The organism is Streptomyces sp. E11-3 (assembly GCF_046540415.1).
Classification (GTDB): domain Bacteria; phylum Actinomycetota; class Actinomycetes; order Streptomycetales; family Streptomycetaceae; genus Streptomyces.
The window spans coordinates 440588-459360 of sequence record NZ_JAZGRL010000001.1 but is presented as its reverse complement, the minus strand read 5'-3'; the positions used below and the strand labels follow the sequence as shown (position 1 = coordinate 459360).

The following is an 18773-nucleotide window of genomic DNA, read 5'->3' as shown; positions in this document are numbered from 1 at the left end:
CCAGGCCCCAGGACCTGTCTGGCCAGCCCTTAATACCTGTCCAGCCCGGACAACAGCCCTCTCCCGCCACCCCACCTCCGCGCCCCTGCCCAAGGAGAATCCCTCATGTACGCGTCCGTCCGAGACGACCTCCGCGTCACCCTCGACGAGATCCGCGACGCCGGTCTCTACAAGCCCGAGCGGGTCATCGGCACCCCGCAGAGCGCGTCCGTCGCCGTGACGGCCGGCGCCGCGCCCGGTGACGTACTCAACTTCTGCGCCAACAACTACCTCGGCCTCGCCGACCACCCCGACGTCGTCGCCGCGGCCAAGGACGCGCTCGACCGCTGGGGCTACGGCATGGCCTCCGTCCGCTTCATTTGCGGCACGCAGGAGATCCACAAGGAGTTGGAGCAGCGGCTGTCGGTGTTCCTCGGACAGCAGGACACGATCCTCTACTCGTCCTGCTTCGACGCCAACGGCGGAGTCTTCGAGACCCTCCTCGGTCCCGAGGACGCCGTCATCTCCGACGCCCTCAACCACGCCTCGATCATCGACGGCATCCGGCTGTCCAAGGCCCGCCGTCACCGCTATGCCAACCGGGACATGGCCGACCTGGAGAAGCAGCTCCAGGAGACCCAGGAAGCGCGCCGCCGCCTCATCGTCACCGACGGCGTGTTCTCCATGGACGGCTACGTCGCCCCGCTCCGCGAGATCTGCGATCTGGCCGACCGCTACGACGCCATGGTCATGGTCGACGACTCGCACGCTGTCGGCTTCGTCGGCCCCGGCGGACGCGGCACCCCCGAGCTGCACGGAGTGATGGACCGCGTCGACATCATCACCGGCACCCTCGGCAAGGCACTCGGCGGCGCCTCCGGCGGCTATGTCGCCGCCCGCGCCGAGATCGTCGAGCTGCTGCGCCAGCGCTCCCGCCCGTACCTCTTCTCCAACTCCCTCGCCCCGGTGATCGCCGCCGCATCGCTCAAGGTCCTCGACCTGCTGGAGTCGGCCGGTGATCTGCGGGACAAGCTCGCCGCCAACACCAAGCTGTTCCGTACGAAGATGACCGACGCCGGCTTCGAGATCCTGCCCGGCGACCACGCGATCGCACCCGTCATGATCGGAGACGCCGCGGAGGCGGGCCGGATGGCCGAGCTGCTGCTGGAGCGCGGCGTGTACGTCATCGGCTTCTCCTACCCGGTCGTCCCCATGGGCCAGGCACGGATCCGGGTCCAGCTGTCCGCGGCCCACTCCACCGAGGACGTCGAGCGCGCCGTCGCCGCCTTCGTCGACGCACGCCAGGCGTTCAAGCGCTGAGACGACGAGCCGGAGCCGGCTGGCAAGATGGCCGGGTGATCGACCCCCGCCGGCTACGCGTCCTACGGGCCGTGGCGGACCACCGTACGGTGACCGCCGCGGCCTCCGCGCTGTACCTCACCCCGTCCGCCGTCTCCCAGCAGCTCAACGCGCTGGAAAAGGAGACCGGCCACACTTTGCTGATCCGCAGCGGCAAGGGGGTGACCCTGACGGCCGCGGGGGAGATCCTGCTCGTCCACACCCATGCCATGCTCGCCCAACTCGAGCGGGCCGAGGCGGAGCTCGCCGCGTACGCGGGCGGAGCCGCCGGTGAGGTCAGCGTCGCCGCGTTCGCCACCGGCATCGCCGAGGTCGTCGCACCGACCCTGGGACGGCTGTCCGAGACCCATCCGGGCATTCGGGTACGCGTCCGAGACGCCGAAGGCGACGAGAGCCTGCCGCTCGTCCTGGACGGCGAGGCCGACCTCGCGGTCGCCGTCGAGTACCGGGGCGCGCCGGGCGCCGACGACCAGCGGCTGTCCCGGGTGCCGCTGTACGCGGAGCCGTTCGACGCCGTACTGCGCGCCGACCACCCCCTCGCAGGCCGCGAACGGGTCGAACTCGCCTGGCTCGACGACAGTGACTGGATCGGTCCCTATCCGGGCAACCCCTGCCACGACATGGTGCTCCTCGCCTGCGAGCTGGCAGGTTTCCAGCCCCGGCTCGTGCATCTGTCGGACGACTTCCGTGCCGTCGTCGCACTGGCGGGCGCCGGTGCGGGCGTCGCGCTCGTGCCGCGCTCCGCGCTGCGCGGGATGGAGCTGCGGGACACCGTGGTCCGGGCCGTGTCAGGCCCGGCGGCGACCCGTCGCGTCTTCGCCGCGGTGCGCCGCGGCGCGGAGACCCACCCGTTGATCCGGCCGGTACTCGACGCCCTCGCCCACACCGCGGCGGGCCTGTCCACGGACTGACGGCTGGCCGGATGCGGCCCGAGCTCGTGCGGGGCGGGCCACCACCGTCCACTTCCGGCCGGCGGCTGAGGTGCAGGCCCAGAAGGGTATGACCCGCGTCATGCGGCCGGCGGCTGAGGTGCGGGCCCAGAAGGGCATGACCCGCGTCATGCGGTCGGCACCCGTGCATACACCGGCCGTCAGGTCGGCAGGCGCAGTACGGCCACTCCGTTGATCCGGCCTGCGGCGAGGTCGTCCAAGGCTCCGTCCGCGTGGGTGAAGTCGTAAGCGGTACGGGCCACGTGGAGGCGGTGTTCGGCCGCGGCGGCGAGGAACTCCCTGCCGTCTTGGCGGGTGTTGGCCGTGACGGAGCGCACGGTGCGTTCGCGGAAGAGGTGGCGCTGGTAGCGGAGCGGCGGGATGTCGGAGAGGTGGATTCCGGCGATGCTGAGCGTGCCGCCCGCGTCCAGCGCCTCAAGGGCCGTCGGCACCAGGTCGCCCACCGGAGCGAAGAGGATGGCCGCGTCCAGCGGTTCGGGCGGCCCTGCGGCGGCGTCACCGGACGAGGCGGCACCGAGTTCGAGAGCGAGAGCCTGGGCGGCCGGGGAGCGGGTGAGAACGTGGACGCGGGCGCCCAGACCGACGGCGACCTGCAGTGTGAGGTGGGCGGAGGCCCCGAAGCCGTAGATGCCGAGACGGCCGCCATCGGGCACCTCGGCGCGGCGCAGGGCCCGGTAGCCGATGATGCCGGCGCACAGCAGCGGGGCGAGCTCTTCGTCCTCGTACCCGGAGGGCAGTTCGTAGGCGTAGGCCGCGGGAACGGTGGCGTACTCGGCATAACCGCCGTGCGCGTCCCATCCCGTGTAGAGCGATGACGGGCACAGGTTCTCCCGGCCCCGCACGCAGAAGCGGCAGGTCCCGCAGGTCCGGCGCAGCCAGGCGATCCCGACACGCGCCCCGACCACAAGCGCGCTCACCCGCGCGCCGACCGCGACGACGTCACCGACCACCTCGTGGCCCGGCGCCACCCGCTCCCGGTGCGGCGCCAGGTCACCGTCCCGGACATGCAGATCGGTCCGGCACACCCCGCACACCCGCACGCGGACCAGCAGTTCGTCCGCGGCGGGAACGGGGACGGACAACTCGGTGAGGGCAAGATCCCCACGGCCGTCGGTCACCCAGGCCCGCATGGTCCCTGGAACGCTCCCACCCATCGCTGCCACCGCCCACCGTCGTGATGCCATCCATCAGACTCAGCATGCCGCGCCATGTCCAAGGCCCCTGCCAGGCTCGCGCGTGCGCCGGCCCGTCCGAGAGCTCTGGGTGTACGACCAGGGGCGGGCGGTCTCCAGGGCCTTGCCGACGCGGAAGACCGTGGGGTCGTCATAGGGGAGGCCGACGATCTGGAGGCCCGTGGGGATGCCCCAGGCCGACATGCCGGAGGGGACGTTGAGGACGGGGCAGCGGTTGTTGATGTTGAACGGGCTGGTCATGGCGCACCACAGGGTGTCGGCCACCTCCTCGCCGTTCACCACGACCCTGTCCCCGGCGAGTTCGTCCGCGGCGTGCCAGCCGGGGATCGCGGTGGTGGGGCACAGCAGGGCGTCGAAGCCGTCCATGGCGGTGGCGAGCTGGCGTTGCAGCCGGTGCTCGGCACGCAGGGCGTCGAGGTAGCTCACCTGAGTGCGGGAGAACGTCATCAGATCGGCGAAGGCGACCGTGTACGGGGTCAGCAGGTCGCGGTGCTGTTCGGCGGTCTCGACGACGAGGGCGCCGAGGATCGTGGAGAAGTGCCCCGCGAGTGCGGTGAGCAGGTCGTGGTGCGTCCAGGGGAGGGTGATCTCCTCCACGGTCGCGCCCGCGTCGGCGAGGGCCTGCGCGCAGGCGCGGGTGTTGGCCTCGACCTCGGGGTGGACGTCGTACTCGCCGAGACGGACGCACAGGGCGATGCGCATGCCGGTCACGTCGTCGTAGGCGGTCGGCAGGGTCAGTTTGGGGTGGAGGGAGGTGTGGTCGCGGGGGTCGGGGCCCGACAGGACGTTCTGGAAGGCGATCACGTCGTCGACCGTGCGGGCCATCGGGCCGTCGCCTCGGTAGTGGTCGGCCGTGAGTACGCCGAGGCCGGGGTTGCGGCCGTACGGCGCCTTGAAGCCGACCGTGCCGGTGAACGCGGCCGGGATGCGGGTCGAGCCGCCGATGTCCGATGCCGAGGCCAGCAGGGACGTGCCGGCCGCGAGCGAGGCGCCCGAACCGCCGGAGGAGCCGCCCGGAGTGAAGTCGGGGTTCCACGGGTTGCGGGTGACGCCCCACATACGGGAATGCGTGTAGGCGGCGATGGAGAACTCGGGGGTGGCGGTACGGGCGTGGATGACGCCGCCCGCGTCGAGGATGCGGTCGATGACGGGGGCGTTCTCGGTCGCCACCTCGTCCCGGCGGGCGAGGGACCCCTCGGTGAGGGAGCGGCCGAGGATCGCGTGCTTCTCCTTGGCCGCGACCGGGATGCCCTCCAGCGGGCGGGGCTCCAGGCCGTTCCTGCCGAGGTAGCGGTCCTCGGCGTGTCGCGCCTGGTCCAGGGCCGCGTCGAAGAGGCGCTCGGTGAAGGCGTTGACGACCGGTTCGGTCTTCTCGGTGCGCTCGATGACGGCGCGCATCAGCTCGACGGGGGAGAGGTCACGGGCGGCGAAGAGGCGCAGGGCCTCGGTCGCGCTGAGGTAGCCGAGGTGGTTGTCGTCGGCGGTGGTGACGGACACGCGGAGTCCCTTCTGGCGGGGGGCAAAGGGGGGAGACGGCCTCTAGCGCAGCCAGTGAGCAGCGGCGGCGAGGAGCGCCGTGACGCCGACCTCGATGGTCGGGTCGGGCACCGGGGCGTAGCGGGGGGAGTGGTTGGCCGGGATGGTGGCGGGCAGGCCGTTCTCCAGCAGGTCGTCGGGATCGATGTCCTGGAAGAGGGCGGGGTCCGCGCCACCGAAGTGCCACATGACGGAGGGGGCGCCGAGGGCGGTGCCGAAGACGCCGAAGTCCTCGCTGCCGGTGAAGGGCTGGGGCAGGGTCATGACCCGGTCCGCGCCGAGAGCATCGCCGAGGGCCGCGGTGACGACAGCGGTGGTCTCGGCGTCGTTGTTCGTGACGGGGAACGAGGGCAGGCGGGTCATCTCGGGGTCCTTCGGAGCTCCCGACGCGGCGGCCTCCGCCCGGATGATGCGCTCGACCGAGGCCAGGACCCGGTCGCGTACCGCGGGGGTGGTGCTGCGGATGTTGATCAGCATCTCGGCCGTGTCCGGGATGATGTTCTCCTTCGTCCCGCTGTGGATCGAGCCGACCGTCACCACCGCGGTCTGGGTTCCGCCGACCTCGCGGGAGACCACCGTCTGAAGGCGCATGACGATCGCGGCGGCCATCACGACCGGGTCCACGGTCAGTTCGGGGGCGGAGCCGTGTCCGCCGCGGCCGTGGAGCAGGACCCGCAGACCGTCGGAGGCGGACATCAGCGGGCCCGGCCGGGTGGCGATGAAGCCCACCGGGGCCGGCATCACGTGCTGGGCGAGGCAGACGTCGGCGCGGGGGAAGCGGTCCAGGAAGCCGTCCTCGATCATCTTGGGCGCTCCGCCGATCTCCTCGGCGGGCTGGAAGACGGCGACGACGGTGCCGCTCCAGTGCTCGCGGTTCTCGGCGAGCTGGGCGGTGGCGCCGAGCAGACAGGTGACGTGCATGTCGTGGCCGCAGGCGTGCATGACGGGAACCTCGTTGCCGTGTCCGTCCACGGCCCGCACGGTGGAGGCGTACGGCAGACCCGTCTCCTCCCGCACCGGGAGCGCGTCCATGTCGGCGCGGAGCAGCACGACGGGACCCTCGCCGCCCGTGAGGACGCCGACGACCCCCGTACCACCGACGCCTTCGGTCACCTCCCAGCCCTGCTCACGCAGGCGGGCGGCGACGGCACCGGCGGTGCGCACTTCCTGGAAGGACAGTTCGGGGTGGGCGTGCAGGTCCTCGTACAGGTCACGCAGTGCGGGCAGCCGCTCGGCGAGGCCGGTGAGCAGGGGGGTGACGGGGGTGATGGTGGTCATGACAGCTCCGTAGTGGTGGTCGCGGACGGGGGTGATGGTGGTCATGACAGCTCCGTAGTGGTGGTCGCGGGGGTGGGGGACGCTGTGCCGAGGGCGGCACGGAACGCGTCGGTTGTCTGCGGGGTGAGGAGGGCCATCGCCGCGGCGAGTACGGCACCGAGGACGAGGGCGAGGAAGGCGGCCTCGAAGGAGAACGCGTCCGCGATGACGCCCATCACCGGTGGGGCGACCATGCCCGCGACCTGCCCGCCGAAGATGATGACGGCGCTGCCGACGCCGACGTAGGCGGGCGGCAGGGCGCGCAGGGGCACGGCGAAGATCGGCATGTAGGCCAGGGAGGCGCTGAAGACGGCGAGGGTGCCGAAGACCGCGAAGCCGACGAGCGACGAGGAGAAGGCCATCAGGGGCAGCGCGACGGCGGTGACGGTCATGGCGGGTGCGATCACCTTGCGGTGGTTGCCCTCCAGCCGGTCGGCGAGCCGGCCGCCGATGATGGTCGCCGCGGCGGCGGCGAGTGCGGGCAGGGCGAGGAGGGGGCCGGCGGTGGTGAGCGGGAGGCCGCGCTCCTCGCTGAGATAGGAGGGGACCCAGGTGGTGAGACCCCAGATGATGACGTTGTAGCCGAACATGATGAGCGCGAAGCGCCAGAGCACGCCGATGCGCAGCACGTCCCGGACGCGGTAGCGGTCTTCCGGAGCCTCGGGTTCGGTACGGTCCAGCGGCTCGGGAAGCCAGAGCCGTACCGCCACGACGACCAGGACACCGAGCGCGGCCGTCGAGAAGAACGCCGAGCGCCAGCCGAAGACGGCGATGAGCGGGGCGACGAGGAGCGGGGTGAGGACACCGGCGACGGCGTTGGAGCTCATGATCAGGCCGTTGGCGCCCATGCGCTCCTCGGGCACGGTGCGTTCGGTCAGCAGTTTCATCGAGGCCGGAGGGAACACACCCTCCGCCGCGCCGAAGGCGAACCGCATGCCGAGCAGGGCCGCGAAGGACCAGGCGAAGCCGGTCAGGGCGGTGAAAACCGACCACGTCACCAGGGCCCAGAAGGCGACCCGGCGGGCGCCGAAGCGGTCGGCGAGCATTCCGCCGGGGATCTGGCACAGCGCGTAGGAGAGGAAGAACGCGGAGACCACCAAGCCCTGTTGGCCGAGACTCAGCCCGAACTCGTCGCCGAGGGATGGCAGTACGAGGTTGATGACGAGCCGGTCGGCGTAGTCGACGAGCCAGGCGGAGAAGAGCAGGACGATGGTGACGCGGGTCGTGCGGGTCGTACGGCTCGTGCCAGCGGTGCCGGCGGTGGCCGTGTGCGGTGGTGGAGCAGGCATGACACTCCTCTCGCCTGCGGTCGGCAATCGGGTGCCGACCGGGAAGTGCCCCTAAGATCCGGTGTGTGACGAACGAACTCGCGGAATCGCCGGAAAATTGTGTGGAGTCGCCACTGTCACCGGATTCCGACAGCGCCGACCTGTCGGGCGACGGCAGTGAACGGTTCATGGAGCAGGACCTCGCCCTGATCGACGCGCTGCAGTCGGCGCCGCGTGCACCCTGGTCCCGTATCGGGCGAGCCGTCGGCATGGACGCGACCACGGCTGCCCGGCGCTGGGAGCGCCTGCGGGCGGCCGGGTTGGCCTGGGTGACCGCCTACGCATCGGCGAGGACCGCGACCGTGGCGTTCGTCGAGGTGCGGTGCAAGCCGCGCGACCACGCGGCGGTCGGCGCGGCGGTGAGCGCGCTGCCGTGGGTGTTCAGCGTCGATGAGACGGCAGGCGACTACGACCTCCTGCTGTCGGTCGGGGCGGCCGATCTGTCCTCCCTCGGCCGGGCGGTCAACCACCACATCGGCTCCCTGAAGGGCGTGCGGTCCGCACGGATGAGGGTCGGCATCACGCTGTACGGCGAGGGCGGCGACTGGCGCATCCGGGCCATGGAACCGGCCGCGCGTGCCGAGCTGGGCGTATCAGGACCGCCGAACCGGATCTCGTACGGCACCGGCGACAGCGGCCAGGTGTCCGGGGAGAACGAGGCCCTGCTGACGGCGCTCGGCGCCGACGGGCGGCTCGGCTACACCGCGCTCGCGGCGCAGACGGGTCTTGGCGAGCACACGGCGCGCCGTCGGGTGCAGCGGATGTTGCGCGACGGGGACATCACGCTGCGCTGCGACTTCGCGCAGCCACTCGCCGGGCTGCCGACGCTGGTCATCTACCGCATGGCCGTGCCACACGGCCTGCTCGGACCGACGGCGCAGGCGCTGGCCCGGCTGCGGCAGGTCCGCCTGTGCGCCTCGGTCAGCGGCCGGCACAACCTGCTGGTCCAGGTCCTGCTGCACGGTCTGGCGGGCATCGACCCGTTCGAGGCGCAGCTCGCCGACGCGTTCCCGGCCCTGGAGATCAAGGACCGCACTCCTGCCCTGCACACGCTGAAGCGGATGGGCTGGCTCCTTGACGCCCAGGGCCGCACCGTCGGGCGCGTCCCGGTCGAGCCGCCGCGGATCTGACCGGGGGCATCAGGGCGGGGGTTCAGAAACAGGCTCTTACCAGGACGGTCGCCGGTCGCCGTGCCGGGTGGCCTGCTCGAACCTGTGGCCGGCGCGCAGCAGGGACAGCTCGCCGCGGTGGGCGCCCACGAGCTGGACGCCCACCGGGAGCCCCTCCGGGGTGAATCCGGCGGGGACGGCGAGCGAGGGGCAGCCGGTGGCCGAGACGTAGTAGGCGGATCGCATCCAGTCCAGGTAGTCCTCCATGGCCACACCGGCGACCTCGGTCGGGTACTCGATCTCCACGGGGAACGGCGGGAGTTGACTGACAGGCAGCAGGAGGACGTCGTACCGGGTGAAGAACTCCCGCATACGGTGGAAGAGTTCGCCGTGCAGGAGCTCCGCCCGCCCCAGGTCGGCGCCGCTGAGCCGCTGCCCGAACTCGATGTTGGCCAGCAGCGACGGTTTGACCTCGTCGCGGTGGTCGTGGAGGACCGGGCCGAGTACCGTCGCCATCTGCCAGCCCCGCAGGACGCGGAAGACGTCGTCGGCGCCCGTGAAGTCGGGACAGTCGCGCACGACGGTGCAGCCCAGGCCGGTGAAGACCTGCGCCGCCGCCTCGACGACGGTCGCCACCGCCGGTTCGACGGGCGCGGCGCCGCCCAGGTCGGGCGACCAGGCCACGCGCAGCGGCGCCGAAGCGCGGGAGTCGCGGGAGTCGCGGGAGTCGAGGGGTTCGGCGAAGGCGGTCGCGTCCTGGTCGATCGCGATCGGGGACCTGGGATCAGGCCCGGCCATGACGGAGAGCAGCAGCGCCACATCGGCGACCGTACGGGCCATCGGGCCCTGGACGACCTGGGTGGCGTACGGGGTGAAGTCCGGCCACAGCGGCACCCGGCCCGGTGCCGGGCGCAGCCCCACCACGTTGCAGAACGAGGCCGGGTTGCGGATGGAGCCGCCCATGTCGCTGCCGTCGGCGAGCGGGTGAAGCCCGGCCGCGAGGGCAGCGGCCGCGCCGCCGCTGCTGCCACCGGCCGAACGCGTGGTGTCGTACGGGTTGCGCGTGGGACCGAACAGCGGGTTGAAGGTGTGCGAACCGGCCCCGAACTCGGGCACGTTGGTCTTGCCCAAGGTGATGGCGCCGGCCTCCCGCATACGCTCGATGCTGAGGTCCTCGCGCTCGGGGACGTACTCGGCGAAGACCGGGGAGCCGTGGGTGGTGCGGATCCCCGCGGTGTTGTGGGTGTCCTTGTGCGCGACGGGCAGGCCGTGCAGCGGGCCGACCGGTTCGCCGTGCGCGAGCCGCTCGTCGGCGGCGGCCGCCTCCTTGAGCGCCTGGTCGGCGGTGAGGGTGACGATCGCGTTGATCCTCGGATTGAGCTGCTCGACGCGTTCCAGGTGCGCCGTGACGACCTCGCGCGCGGACAGCTCACGGGAACGCAGTCGGCGGGCCAGCTCGGTCGCGGGCGCGTCGCAGATCTCCGGGTGGACGGGGGCGGTCATGCAGGCCTCCAGCGGGTGGCGAACTCGTGGTCAGGCGGCGCGGGTGACGACGTCGTGGACGACAGGTGTCGCCTCGGGGGCGAGACCGAGGACACGGTCGAGATAGGGGTTGGCGAAGAGTCCGGTCGGGTCGAGGGCGTTCCGTAGCGCCACGAAGTCGTCGAAGTGCGGGTAGCGGGGGCGCAGGGCTTCGGCGTCGAGCGTATGCATCTTGCCCCAGTGCGGGCGCCCGCCGTAGGCGCCGAGGATGTCCTCGCACGCCTGGAAGTAACGGCGGTAGGCCATGCGGTGGTACTGGTGGAAGGCGATGTAGCAGGTCTCGCGCCCCTGCGCCGTGGAGAGCCAGATGTCGTCGGCGGCGGTGAACCGGACCTCCAGCGGGAAGGACACCCGCTCGTCGTGGGCGTGGACCCAGCGCTCGACCTCCCTGAGCGCTTCGACCGCGTGCTCGCGGGGGATGGCGAACTCGCCCTCGTGGAAGCGGACTTCGCGAGGTGAGGCGAAGACCCGCGGGGAGAGGTCGGTCCACTCCCGGGTGGACATCGCCCGTGCGGCGAGCCGGGTGATCGGCGGCACCAGCGAGGGGACCTTCGTGCCGAGCCGGCACAGTGCCGCGAAGCCGAGGTTGCTGACGGTCTCGTCGAGGCGGCGGCTCAGCTCGCCGATCGGCTTGAGCGGGGTGTCGCCGGGCAGTCGGCGGAAGCGTCGGGTGAGTGTGGTGGTGCTGTGCGGGAACCAGAAGAACTCGAAGTGGTCGTTGTTCTCGGTGAGTTCGTCGATACGGCCGAGCGTCTCGTCGACCGGCATCGCGGAGTCCCGGGCGTGCAGGGCGAATTCCGGGACGCACTGGAGCGTGACCTCGGTGAGGACTCCGAGCGCGCCGAGCCCGACGCGCGCCGCCCGGAACAGTTCCGGCCGTTCGTCGGCGGAGCAGTCGGCGACCGATCCGTCGGCGAGGACCAGGCGCAGTCCCCGGATCTGGGTGGCCATCCCGCCGAACCGCAGGCCCGAGCCGTGCGTCCCCGTGGAGATCGCCCCTGAGACGGTCTGCCGGTCGATGTCCCCCATGATCTCCATGGCGAGCCCGTGCTCGGCGAGCAGCGGGCCGAGCTTCCACAGCGGCATCCCGGCCTCGACCGTGACCAGGCCGCTCGCCGGGTCGACGGAGCGCAGGCCGTCTAGGCGGTCCAGGCGCAGCTGGACACCGGGAGCGACGGCGGCCGGGCTGAAGGAGTGCCCGGCACCCACCGGCTTGACCCGCTGCCCGTCCCGGACCGCGTCCAGGACGGCGTCGGCCACCTCGGCCGTGCTCCCCGGCCGCCGGACCCGCCCGGGCCGAACCGCCTCGTTCCCTGCCCAGTTGCGCCATATCTCGGTCATTCCAGGACGTCCCTTCGCGTGGATCGCCGGCCCGTCGACGCCCGTGCCCGGCAGGGTGCGCGGGTCCTGGGCACGGTTTCCGGGTCATGGGCATGATTCCCGGCAGAGTGAACTTGGACGCCTGTCCAAGTCAAGAGGTACAACCCCTTGACTTGGACGATTGACCAAGAGAGGTTGGCGCCGCCCGGCCGCCGCGAGAAAGGCCCGTACGCCATGGCAAGTCCGACCCCGACCGACGCCGCCACGCACACCGGGCGCCGCCTCGCTCACACCACGGCACCGGCTTCCTTCGCGGCGCTGCGCGAGGCGACCGCAGGCCTCCAACCGCCCTTCGCGGTTGTCGACCTCGGCGCCCTGCGTGCCAACGCCGAGCAGATGACCCGGCGCTCGGGAGGCAAGCCCATCCGCCTGGCCAGCAAGTCCCTGCGCTGCCGGCCACTGGTCGACGACATCCTCGGCCTGCCCGGCTTCTCCGGGATCCTGGCGTTCACCCTCCCCGAGGCACTCTGGCTCGCCGGACATCACGACGACGTCCTCGTCGGCTACCCGTCCGCGGATCCGGACGCGCTGCGCCGCCTCGCGCACGACGACACCCTCGCGGCACGCGTCACGCTCATGGTGGACTGCGTCGAGCACCTGGACCTGATCGCCTCGGCCGTCGGCCCGGACGGCCCGCCGTTGCGGATCTGCCTCGACCTCGACGCGTCCCTGCGCCTCCTCGGGGGCCGCCTCCACCTGGGGATGCGCCGCTCACCCGTGCATAGTGCCCACCAGGCCCGCGATCTGGCGCGAGCGGTCCTGGCCCGGCCGCGGTTCCGGCTCGTCGGCGTCATGTCGTACGAAGGCCAGATCGCCGGCGTCGGCGACAACCAGCCCGGCCCCGCCCTGGCCCGCTCCGCCGTCCGGCTGATGCAGCGGCTCTCCGCACGCGAACTGCGCGAACGCCGCGCCGCCGCGGTCCGGGCCGTCCGTACGGTGGCGCCCCTGGAGTTCGTCAACGGCGGCGGCACCGGCAGCCTGGAGAGCACCTCCGACGAGCCGGCCGTCACCGAACTCGGCGCCGGATCGGGCCTGTACGCGCCCGGCCTCTTCGACCACTACCGCCGGTTCCGGCCGCTGCCCGCCGCCTACTTCGTGCTGCCCGTCGTCCGCCGTCCCGCCCCCGGTCACGTGACCGTCCTCGGCGGCGGCTGGGTCGCCTCCGGCGCGCCGGGCGCCGACCGACTGCCTACGCCCGTGTGGCCCACCGGGCTGCGGTTCCTGCCCAGTGAGGGCGCCGGTGAGGTGCAGACCCCGCTCACCGGCGAGGCGGCCGACCGGCTGCGCCTGGGCGACCGCGTGTGGTTCCGGCACGCCAAGGCGGGCGAGCTGTGCGAGCGCGTGGACCGGCTGCACCTCGTCGAGGGCGACCGGATCGTCGACGTCGTCCCCACCTACCGGGGCGAGGGCCACGCTTTCCTGTGACCCTCCGGGCACCGGACCGCAGCGGGGTACGGTGCACCTGCCCTGACTTGACCTGCCCGCCCCCGTGACCCGAGGAGTCCACATGGCCCGCCAGTCGGCCGACGAGCGTCGCGACCAGCTGGTCGAGGCCGCCATCCGCGTCATGATCAGTGACGGGGTCGCCAAGGCCACCACCCGCGCCATCGTCGGCGAGGCCGGGCTCCCGCTGGGCGCCTTCCACTACTGCTTCCGCTCCAAGCGGGAACTCCTCCACAGCGTGATCGAACGCATCATGCTCAGGTCCCTCGCCTTCGCCCCGGCCGCCGCACCCGAGGGCGCGGACGCCCGCGACCTCATCCGCTCCACCCTGCACGCGTACTGGGAGGGGATCCGCGCGCGCCCGGCAGAGCACCTGGTCACCTACGAGCTCACCCAGTACGCGATGCGCGAGCCGGGTCTCGCCGACGTGGCCCGCCGCCAGTACCAGCACTACCTCCAGGCCAACATCGACCACCTCACGGCCGTCGCCGACCTGGCGAACATCCGCTGGACGGTGGAGATCCCCGTGCTCGCCCGCGTCGGCCTGAGCTTCCTGGACGGCCTGACCCTGAACTGGCTGATCGACCGCGACGACGCCCAGGCCCTGGCCGCCCTCGATACCTACGCCGACCACCTGATCAGCGTCGCAGCACCCGGCTCGGTGCACGGGGCAGCCCCGGTTCCAGGGCACTGAAACCGTCGTGAATCCGCGCTGAATGCGCCCTGCCGCAATCTCTGCGGCATGACGAACACGACATCGCACTCTCCCGCCATCGCGGCCAAGGGGCTGCGCAAGACCTACGGGGACAAGACGGTCCTCGACGGCATCGACCTGGAGGTTCCCACCGGCACGATCTTCGCGCTGCTCGGGCCGAACGGCGCCGGCAAGACCACCGCCGTCCAGATCCTCTCCACCCTCATCACCGCCGACGCCGGCGATCTGCACGTCGGCGGCCACGACCTGGCCACCGACCCGCAGGCCGTGCGCGCCGCGATCGGCGTCACCGGGCAGTTCTCCGCCGTCGACGGCCTGATCACCGGCGAGGAGAACATGCTCCTCATGGCGGACCTGCACCACCTCTCCCGCAGCGAGGGCCGCCGCAGGGCCGCCGAACTCCTGGAGCGCTTCGGCCTGGTGGAGGCCGCGAAGAAGCCCGCCTCGACCTACTCCGGTGGCATGAAGCGCCGTCTCGACCTCGCCATGACGCTGGTCGGCAACCCGCGGATCATCTTCCTCGACGAGCCGACCACCGGCCTCGACCCGCGCAGCCGCCACAACATGTGGGGGATCATCCGCGAGCTGGTCTCCGGCGGGGTGACCGTCTTCCTCACCACCCAGTACCTGGAGGAGGCCGACGAACTCGCCGACCGCATCGCGGTGCTGAGCGACGGCAGGATCGCCGCAGAGGGAAGCGCCGATGAGCTCAAGCGGCTGATCCCTGGCGGGCACGTGCGGCTGCGGTTCTCCGACCCGGCCGCGTACCAGTCCGCCGCCGTCGCCCTGCGGGAGGTCACCCGCGACGACGAGGCGCTGTCCCTGCAGATCCTCAGCGACGGCAGCCAGCGCGAGCTGCGCGCCATCCTCGACTGGCTGGACTCGGCCGGCATCGAGGCGGACGAGCTGACCGTGCACACCCCCGACCTCGACGACGTGTTCTTCGCCCTGACCGGCGGCACCAACGTCCCCAACCAGCCCAAGGAGACCGTCCGATGAGCGCCCTCTCCCTCGCCGTCCGCGACTCGCACACGATGCTGCGCCGCAACCTGCTGCACGCCCGGCGCTACCCGTCCATGACGCTGAACCTGCTGCTCACTCCGATCATGCTGCTGTTGCTCTTCGTCTACATCTTCGGAGACGTGATGAGCGCGGGCATCGGCGACGGCGGCGCGGACCGCTCCGAGTACATCGCCTACATCGTCCCGGGCATCTTGATGATGACCATCGGCGGCACCGTGATCGGGGCCGCGGTGTCCGTCGCCACCGACATGACCGAGGGAGTCATCGCCCGCTTCCGTACGATGGCGATCCACCGCGGCTCGGTGCTCATCGGGCACGTCGTCGGCAGCGTGCTGCAGTGCATCGCCAGCGTGGTCCTCGTCGGCGCCGTCGCCCTGGCCATCGGCTTCCGGTCCACGGACGCCACGGCCCTGGAGTGGCTGGCGGCCTTCGGTCTGATCGCGCTGTTCGCCCTGGCGTTCACCTGGATCGCGGTCGGGATGGGTATGGCCAGCCCGAACCCCGAGGCGGCCGGCAACAGCGCGCAGCCGCTGATCCTGCTCCCGCTCATCTCGAGCGCTTTCATCCCGGCCGAGACGATGCCGGGCTGGTTCCAGCCGATCGCCGAGTACCAGCCGTTCACGCCGGCCATCGAGACCCTGCGCGGCCTGCTGCTCGGCACCGAGATCGGCAACAACGGGTGGATCGCGATCGTCTGGTGCGTGGGCCTGGCCGCGCTCGGCTACCGCTGGTCGACAGCGGTGTTCAACCGCGACCCGAAGTAACGGCCATGACAGCGCGGGCCGCCTCCCGCAACTCGTCCCGCTCCAGGGCGGCGTACTCCGACACGGCGTCGGCGTACGCCGCCCTGTCGGCGTCCTCGGCCGCCTTCCGGGCGCCGCCCGCCGACATCGTCGGCTGGAAGTCGCGCTGCACCCGCAGCCGTTCGGCCAGCGCGATCATCCGTACGGCGGAGGTGTCCCCGGACGCGAGCCCCGCCATGCCGAGGGCGTGCAGCACCGTCCCGAACACGAGGAGCTCCATCGGCGAGTCGGCCGGACCGGAGAGCCGGGTCCGCAGCGCCTGCCGCAGCCGGTCGACCAGTTCCGAGACCGGTTCGAGACGGCCGGCGTGCGCGTGCGCCGTCACCGCCGCCGACTGGATGTGCAGTGCCGACGGGTCCAGCCAGAGGTCGCCACTGGGCAGCGCGTCGACCTCGAGTACCCGTTTCGCGGCGCCGCGCCACAGGCCGAGCCCGACCTCCGTCAGTCCGCGGGCGAGCGCGATCTCGGCGCGCCCGCCCAGGTCGGGCCGGTAGAAGGAGTCCTGCCGCGGGGTGTTGTCGCTCTCCGCCTGCCGCAGCCAGTACTCGGCCTCGTCGGGTTTGCCGCGCTGCAGGCAGGCGAGGACGAGGCTCGTACGGATGAAGAGGTAGTCGTGCCCGTCGCCGAGCCGCGGCACCACCTTGAGCACCGCCTGGAGGTGCTCGTACGCTTCCTCGCCCTGTTCCGTCCGCAAACACAGCTCGCTCAGCCGGGAATGCCCCATGAGCTGTATGGACGGATTGTTGACCGGAGCCAGCTCGGCGAGTATCCGGCGAGCCGAGGCGAGCGCGCGGTCGATGTCGTGCTCGTACTCCCAGACGTAGGTGGCGATGCTCTCCGCGACGCCGGCGACCAGCGGCTGCTCGCTGTCGCAGAGACCGCGCAGCACGTCGTAGTCGGGAGGCAGCATCTCGGGGACCGCGCTCAGCACGACCGCGATGGCGCGCGGCAGCGTGTCCGGCGGGGCCGCGGGCAGTCGTCGGAGGGTGACGAGCTGGCGTACGGCGCCCGGGCCGTGGCCCATGAACAGGCCCACCGTGCACAACACCGCGGCGGCGCGGGCGACTTCGACGTATTCGGGCTCGGGGTGGTAGTGCGACAGCGGCGGGCCGGTGTCCGCGGCGAGGGCGGTGAGGCGGTGGAAGTTGGAGTCGCTGGACCACAGAGCGGCGAGGACGGCGGTGAGGGCGGCGATCGTGGGGCCGTCCGTACGGGCCAGGGCGTGCCGCAGGGCCAGCACGAGGTTGTCCTGCTCGGCCCTGATCCGCTCCCAGGCGGCCCGCGGCTCCGAGCCGAAGAACCAGTCGTGGTACGCGACGCCGAAGTCCCGTGCCCAGGCGAGGAGCCGGCCGACGGCCTCCTCTTCCTCGCCCGCCTCCGCGCGCCGGGCCGCGCTGAACTCCCGTACGGTCTCCAGCATCCGGAACCGCACGCCGACCGGGGTGTCGGCGACGGTGAGCAGCGACTGATCGGCCAACTGCTCCAAGACGAACAGCGCATCCTCGCCAAGGACCTGCTCCGCTGCCTCGCCGGAGAAGCCGCTGGGGAAGACGGACAGGATGCGCAGCGCCGCCCTGGCGTCCTCCGCGAGCAGGTTCCAGCTCCACTCCACGACCGCGTGCAGCGTACGGTGGCGCTCCGGCACGTCCCGCGCCCCGCCGCGCAGCAGCGCGAACCGGTCGCCGAGGCGGCGGGAGATCTCCGGCACCGACAGCACCCGCACCCGCGCCGCGGCCAACTCCACGGCGAGCGGCAGCCCGTCGAGGTGGCGGCACAGCTCGGCCACCGCGTCCGGCGGCAGCTCCACGCCGGGTCGGGCGGCCCGGGCCCGCTGCGTGAACAGCTCGACCGAGGTGTCGAGTCCGAGCTCCGGCAGCGCGTACACGGCCTCCGATGTGAGGCCGAGGGGGGCCCGGCTGGTGGCGAGCACCGCCAGGTCCTTCGAGGACGAGACCAGGGCTTGTACGAGGTCGGCGGCGCCCCGGATGACCTGCTCGCAGTTGTCGAGGACCAGCAGAGCGGGCGCGGAGCCGAGCACGCCGAGGATGCCGGACACCGGGTCGGCCGGGGTATGGCCGCTCACGGCGCCGGGCCGCCCCTCGCCAGCGCCGAGCGCGGAGGCCACCTGCGCGGCCACGTCCGCGTCCGTGGTGACGCCGGCGAGTGGCACGAAGTACACCACGCGCTGCTCGGCCCGGCGGCTGAGGGCGTGCGCGAGCCGGGTCTTGCCGAGGCCGCCGGGGCCGACGACGGTGACGGCGCGGGAGGCGCGCAGCAGCCGCTCCACCTCCTCGATGTCCTCGTCCCGGCCGAGGAGCGGGTTCGGTTCGTGCGGCACGCCGTGCCTGACCACGGGCGCCTCGCCGCGCAGCAGTTCCTGCTGTACGGCCTTGAGCCCGGCGCCCGGGTCCGTGCCGAGCTCGTCGCGCAGCTCACGGCGGTACGCCTCGTAGCGCATCAGCGCGGCGGACGGGCCCGTGGTCGCGGCCTCGCCGCGCAGCAGCTCGGCGAACACCTCCTCGTCGCGGGGATGCTCCGAGGCGGCCACGGCCAGCGGCCCGGCCGCCTCCGCGTGCCGCCCGAGGCGGGCGAGCGCGAGGGCCTGCGCGCGTACGAGCGTGGCGTGGACGGGGGCGCGCTCTGCGCGCAACGCGGCCACGGGGTCGTCGGCGGCGCCGACCTCGCCAGGGGTGCCCTCCCACAGCGTGAGCCCGGCATCGGCCGCGGCCAGCGATCCCGCGTGGTCCCCGGCCCTGGCCCGGTCCGCGCTCGCGGCGGCGTGCAGCAGCAGGGCGGAGCTGTCGACCTGATCCTCGGCGAGGGCGAGCCGGTATCCGGTCGGGGTGCTGGCCAGGACGTCGGCTCCCAACTGCGCCCGCGCCCTGGACACAAGGACCTGCAGCGCCTTTCCCGGCCGCTCCGGCAACGCGTCCGGTAGCCACAGCCCGTCCACGAGCCGCTCGGTGCTGCAGCCCGTGCGCAGGTCGCCCGCGAGCAGCGCGAGAAGCCCGCGGAGCCGGGGCGCGGTGACCTCCTGTCCGCGATAGGCGACACGCGGAAGCAGGGTCAGGTCGGTAGTCACCCGTGCAGATTAGC

General features: G+C 72.2%; 14 protein-coding genes. 7 read left to right on the top strand and 7 right to left on the bottom strand.

The genetic code is table 11. The annotated features are described in order from the left end of the window. The first annotated feature begins 105 nt into the window (after positions 1-105). Both U9R90_RS02085 and U9R90_RS02080 read left to right on the top strand, forming a co-directional pair. A complete protein-coding gene (locus U9R90_RS02085; RefSeq protein ID WP_411054624.1) occupies positions 106-1299 on the top strand; it encodes a glycine C-acetyltransferase in 1194 nt (397 codons plus the stop codon). A 35-nt stretch (positions 1300-1334) separates the two neighbouring features. Continuing rightward, complete coding sequence (locus U9R90_RS02080) at positions 1335-2249, top strand: LysR family transcriptional regulator (RefSeq protein ID WP_411054623.1); 915 nt, start codon at positions 1335-1337, stop codon at positions 2247-2249. Between the two features lie 179 nt (positions 2250-2428). Here U9R90_RS02080 and U9R90_RS02075 read toward each other — a convergent pair whose 3' ends face one another. The 4 genes from U9R90_RS02075 to U9R90_RS02060 all read right to left on the bottom strand — a co-directional run bounded on the left by U9R90_RS02075 (position 2429) and on the right by U9R90_RS02060 (position 7623). Next, positions 2429-3418 carry a zinc-binding alcohol dehydrogenase family protein gene (locus tag U9R90_RS02075; RefSeq protein WP_411054622.1) on the bottom strand — a complete coding sequence of 330 codons (990 nt, stop codon included), beginning with the start codon at positions 3416-3418 and terminating at the stop codon, positions 2429-2431. 63 nt (positions 3419-3481) lie between these two features. Continuing rightward, complete coding sequence (locus U9R90_RS02070) at positions 3482-4978, bottom strand: amidase (RefSeq protein WP_411054621.1); 1497 nt, start codon at positions 4976-4978, stop codon at positions 3482-3484. A 42-nt stretch (positions 4979-5020) separates the two neighbouring features. Further along, positions 5021-6295, bottom strand: a complete 1275-nt coding sequence (locus U9R90_RS02065) for an amidohydrolase (protein WP_411057608.1) — start codon at positions 6293-6295, stop codon at positions 5021-5023. A 41-nt stretch (positions 6296-6336) separates the two neighbouring features. Next, complete coding sequence (locus tag U9R90_RS02060; protein ID WP_411054620.1) at positions 6337-7623, bottom strand: MFS transporter; 1287 nt, start codon at positions 7621-7623, stop codon at positions 6337-6339. A gap of 101 nt (positions 7624-7724) precedes the next feature. Here U9R90_RS02060 and U9R90_RS02055 point away from each other — a divergent pair, with 101 nt between their 5' ends. Further along, entirely contained in the window at positions 7725-8792 is a 1068-nt protein-coding gene (locus U9R90_RS02055) for an Lrp/AsnC family transcriptional regulator (protein WP_411054619.1), read from the top strand. Between the two features lie 36 nt (positions 8793-8828). On the opposite strand, the gene U9R90_RS02050 is transcribed toward U9R90_RS02055, so the two are convergent. Further along, entirely contained in the window at positions 8829-10274 is a 1446-nt protein-coding gene (locus tag U9R90_RS02050; RefSeq protein WP_411054618.1) for an amidase, read from the bottom strand. Positions 10275-10304: 30 nt separating this feature from the next. Further along, positions 10305-11654 (bottom strand): D-arabinono-1,4-lactone oxidase, encoded by a 1350-nt coding sequence (locus U9R90_RS02045; protein WP_411054617.1) that lies wholly within the window; start codon positions 11652-11654, stop codon positions 10305-10307. A gap of 213 nt (positions 11655-11867) precedes the next feature. On the opposite strand from U9R90_RS02045, the gene U9R90_RS02040 reads away from it, so the two are divergent. The 4 genes from U9R90_RS02040 to U9R90_RS02025 all read left to right on the top strand — a co-directional run bounded on the left by U9R90_RS02040 (position 11868) and on the right by U9R90_RS02025 (position 15638). Then, positions 11868-13118 (top strand): amino acid deaminase/aldolase, encoded by a 1251-nt coding sequence (locus U9R90_RS02040; protein ID WP_411054616.1) that lies wholly within the window; start codon positions 11868-11870, stop codon positions 13116-13118. An 82-nt stretch (positions 13119-13200) separates the two neighbouring features. Further along, positions 13201-13830, top strand: a complete 630-nt coding sequence (locus tag U9R90_RS02035) for a TetR/AcrR family transcriptional regulator (protein WP_411054615.1) — start codon at positions 13201-13203, stop codon at positions 13828-13830. 48 nt (positions 13831-13878) lie between these two features. Beyond that, positions 13879-14850, top strand: a complete 972-nt coding sequence (locus U9R90_RS02030; protein ID WP_411054614.1) for an ATP-binding cassette domain-containing protein — start codon at positions 13879-13881, stop codon at positions 14848-14850. Further along, positions 14847-15638 carry an ABC transporter permease gene (locus tag U9R90_RS02025; protein WP_411054613.1) on the top strand — a complete coding sequence of 264 codons (792 nt, stop codon included), beginning with the start codon at positions 14847-14849 and terminating at the stop codon, positions 15636-15638. Before U9R90_RS02030 ends, U9R90_RS02025 begins: the two co-directional genes overlap by 4 nt. On the opposite strand, the gene U9R90_RS02020 is transcribed toward U9R90_RS02025, so the two are convergent. Further along, the gene (locus U9R90_RS02020; protein ID WP_411054612.1) at positions 15619-18759 is read right to left on the bottom strand and encodes an ATP-binding protein; all 3141 of its coding nucleotides are present in this window, start codon (positions 18757-18759) and stop codon (positions 15619-15621) included. The two genes, U9R90_RS02025 and U9R90_RS02020, sit on opposite strands and share 20 nt — an antisense overlap. Between the last annotated feature and the right edge of the window lie 14 nt (positions 18760-18773).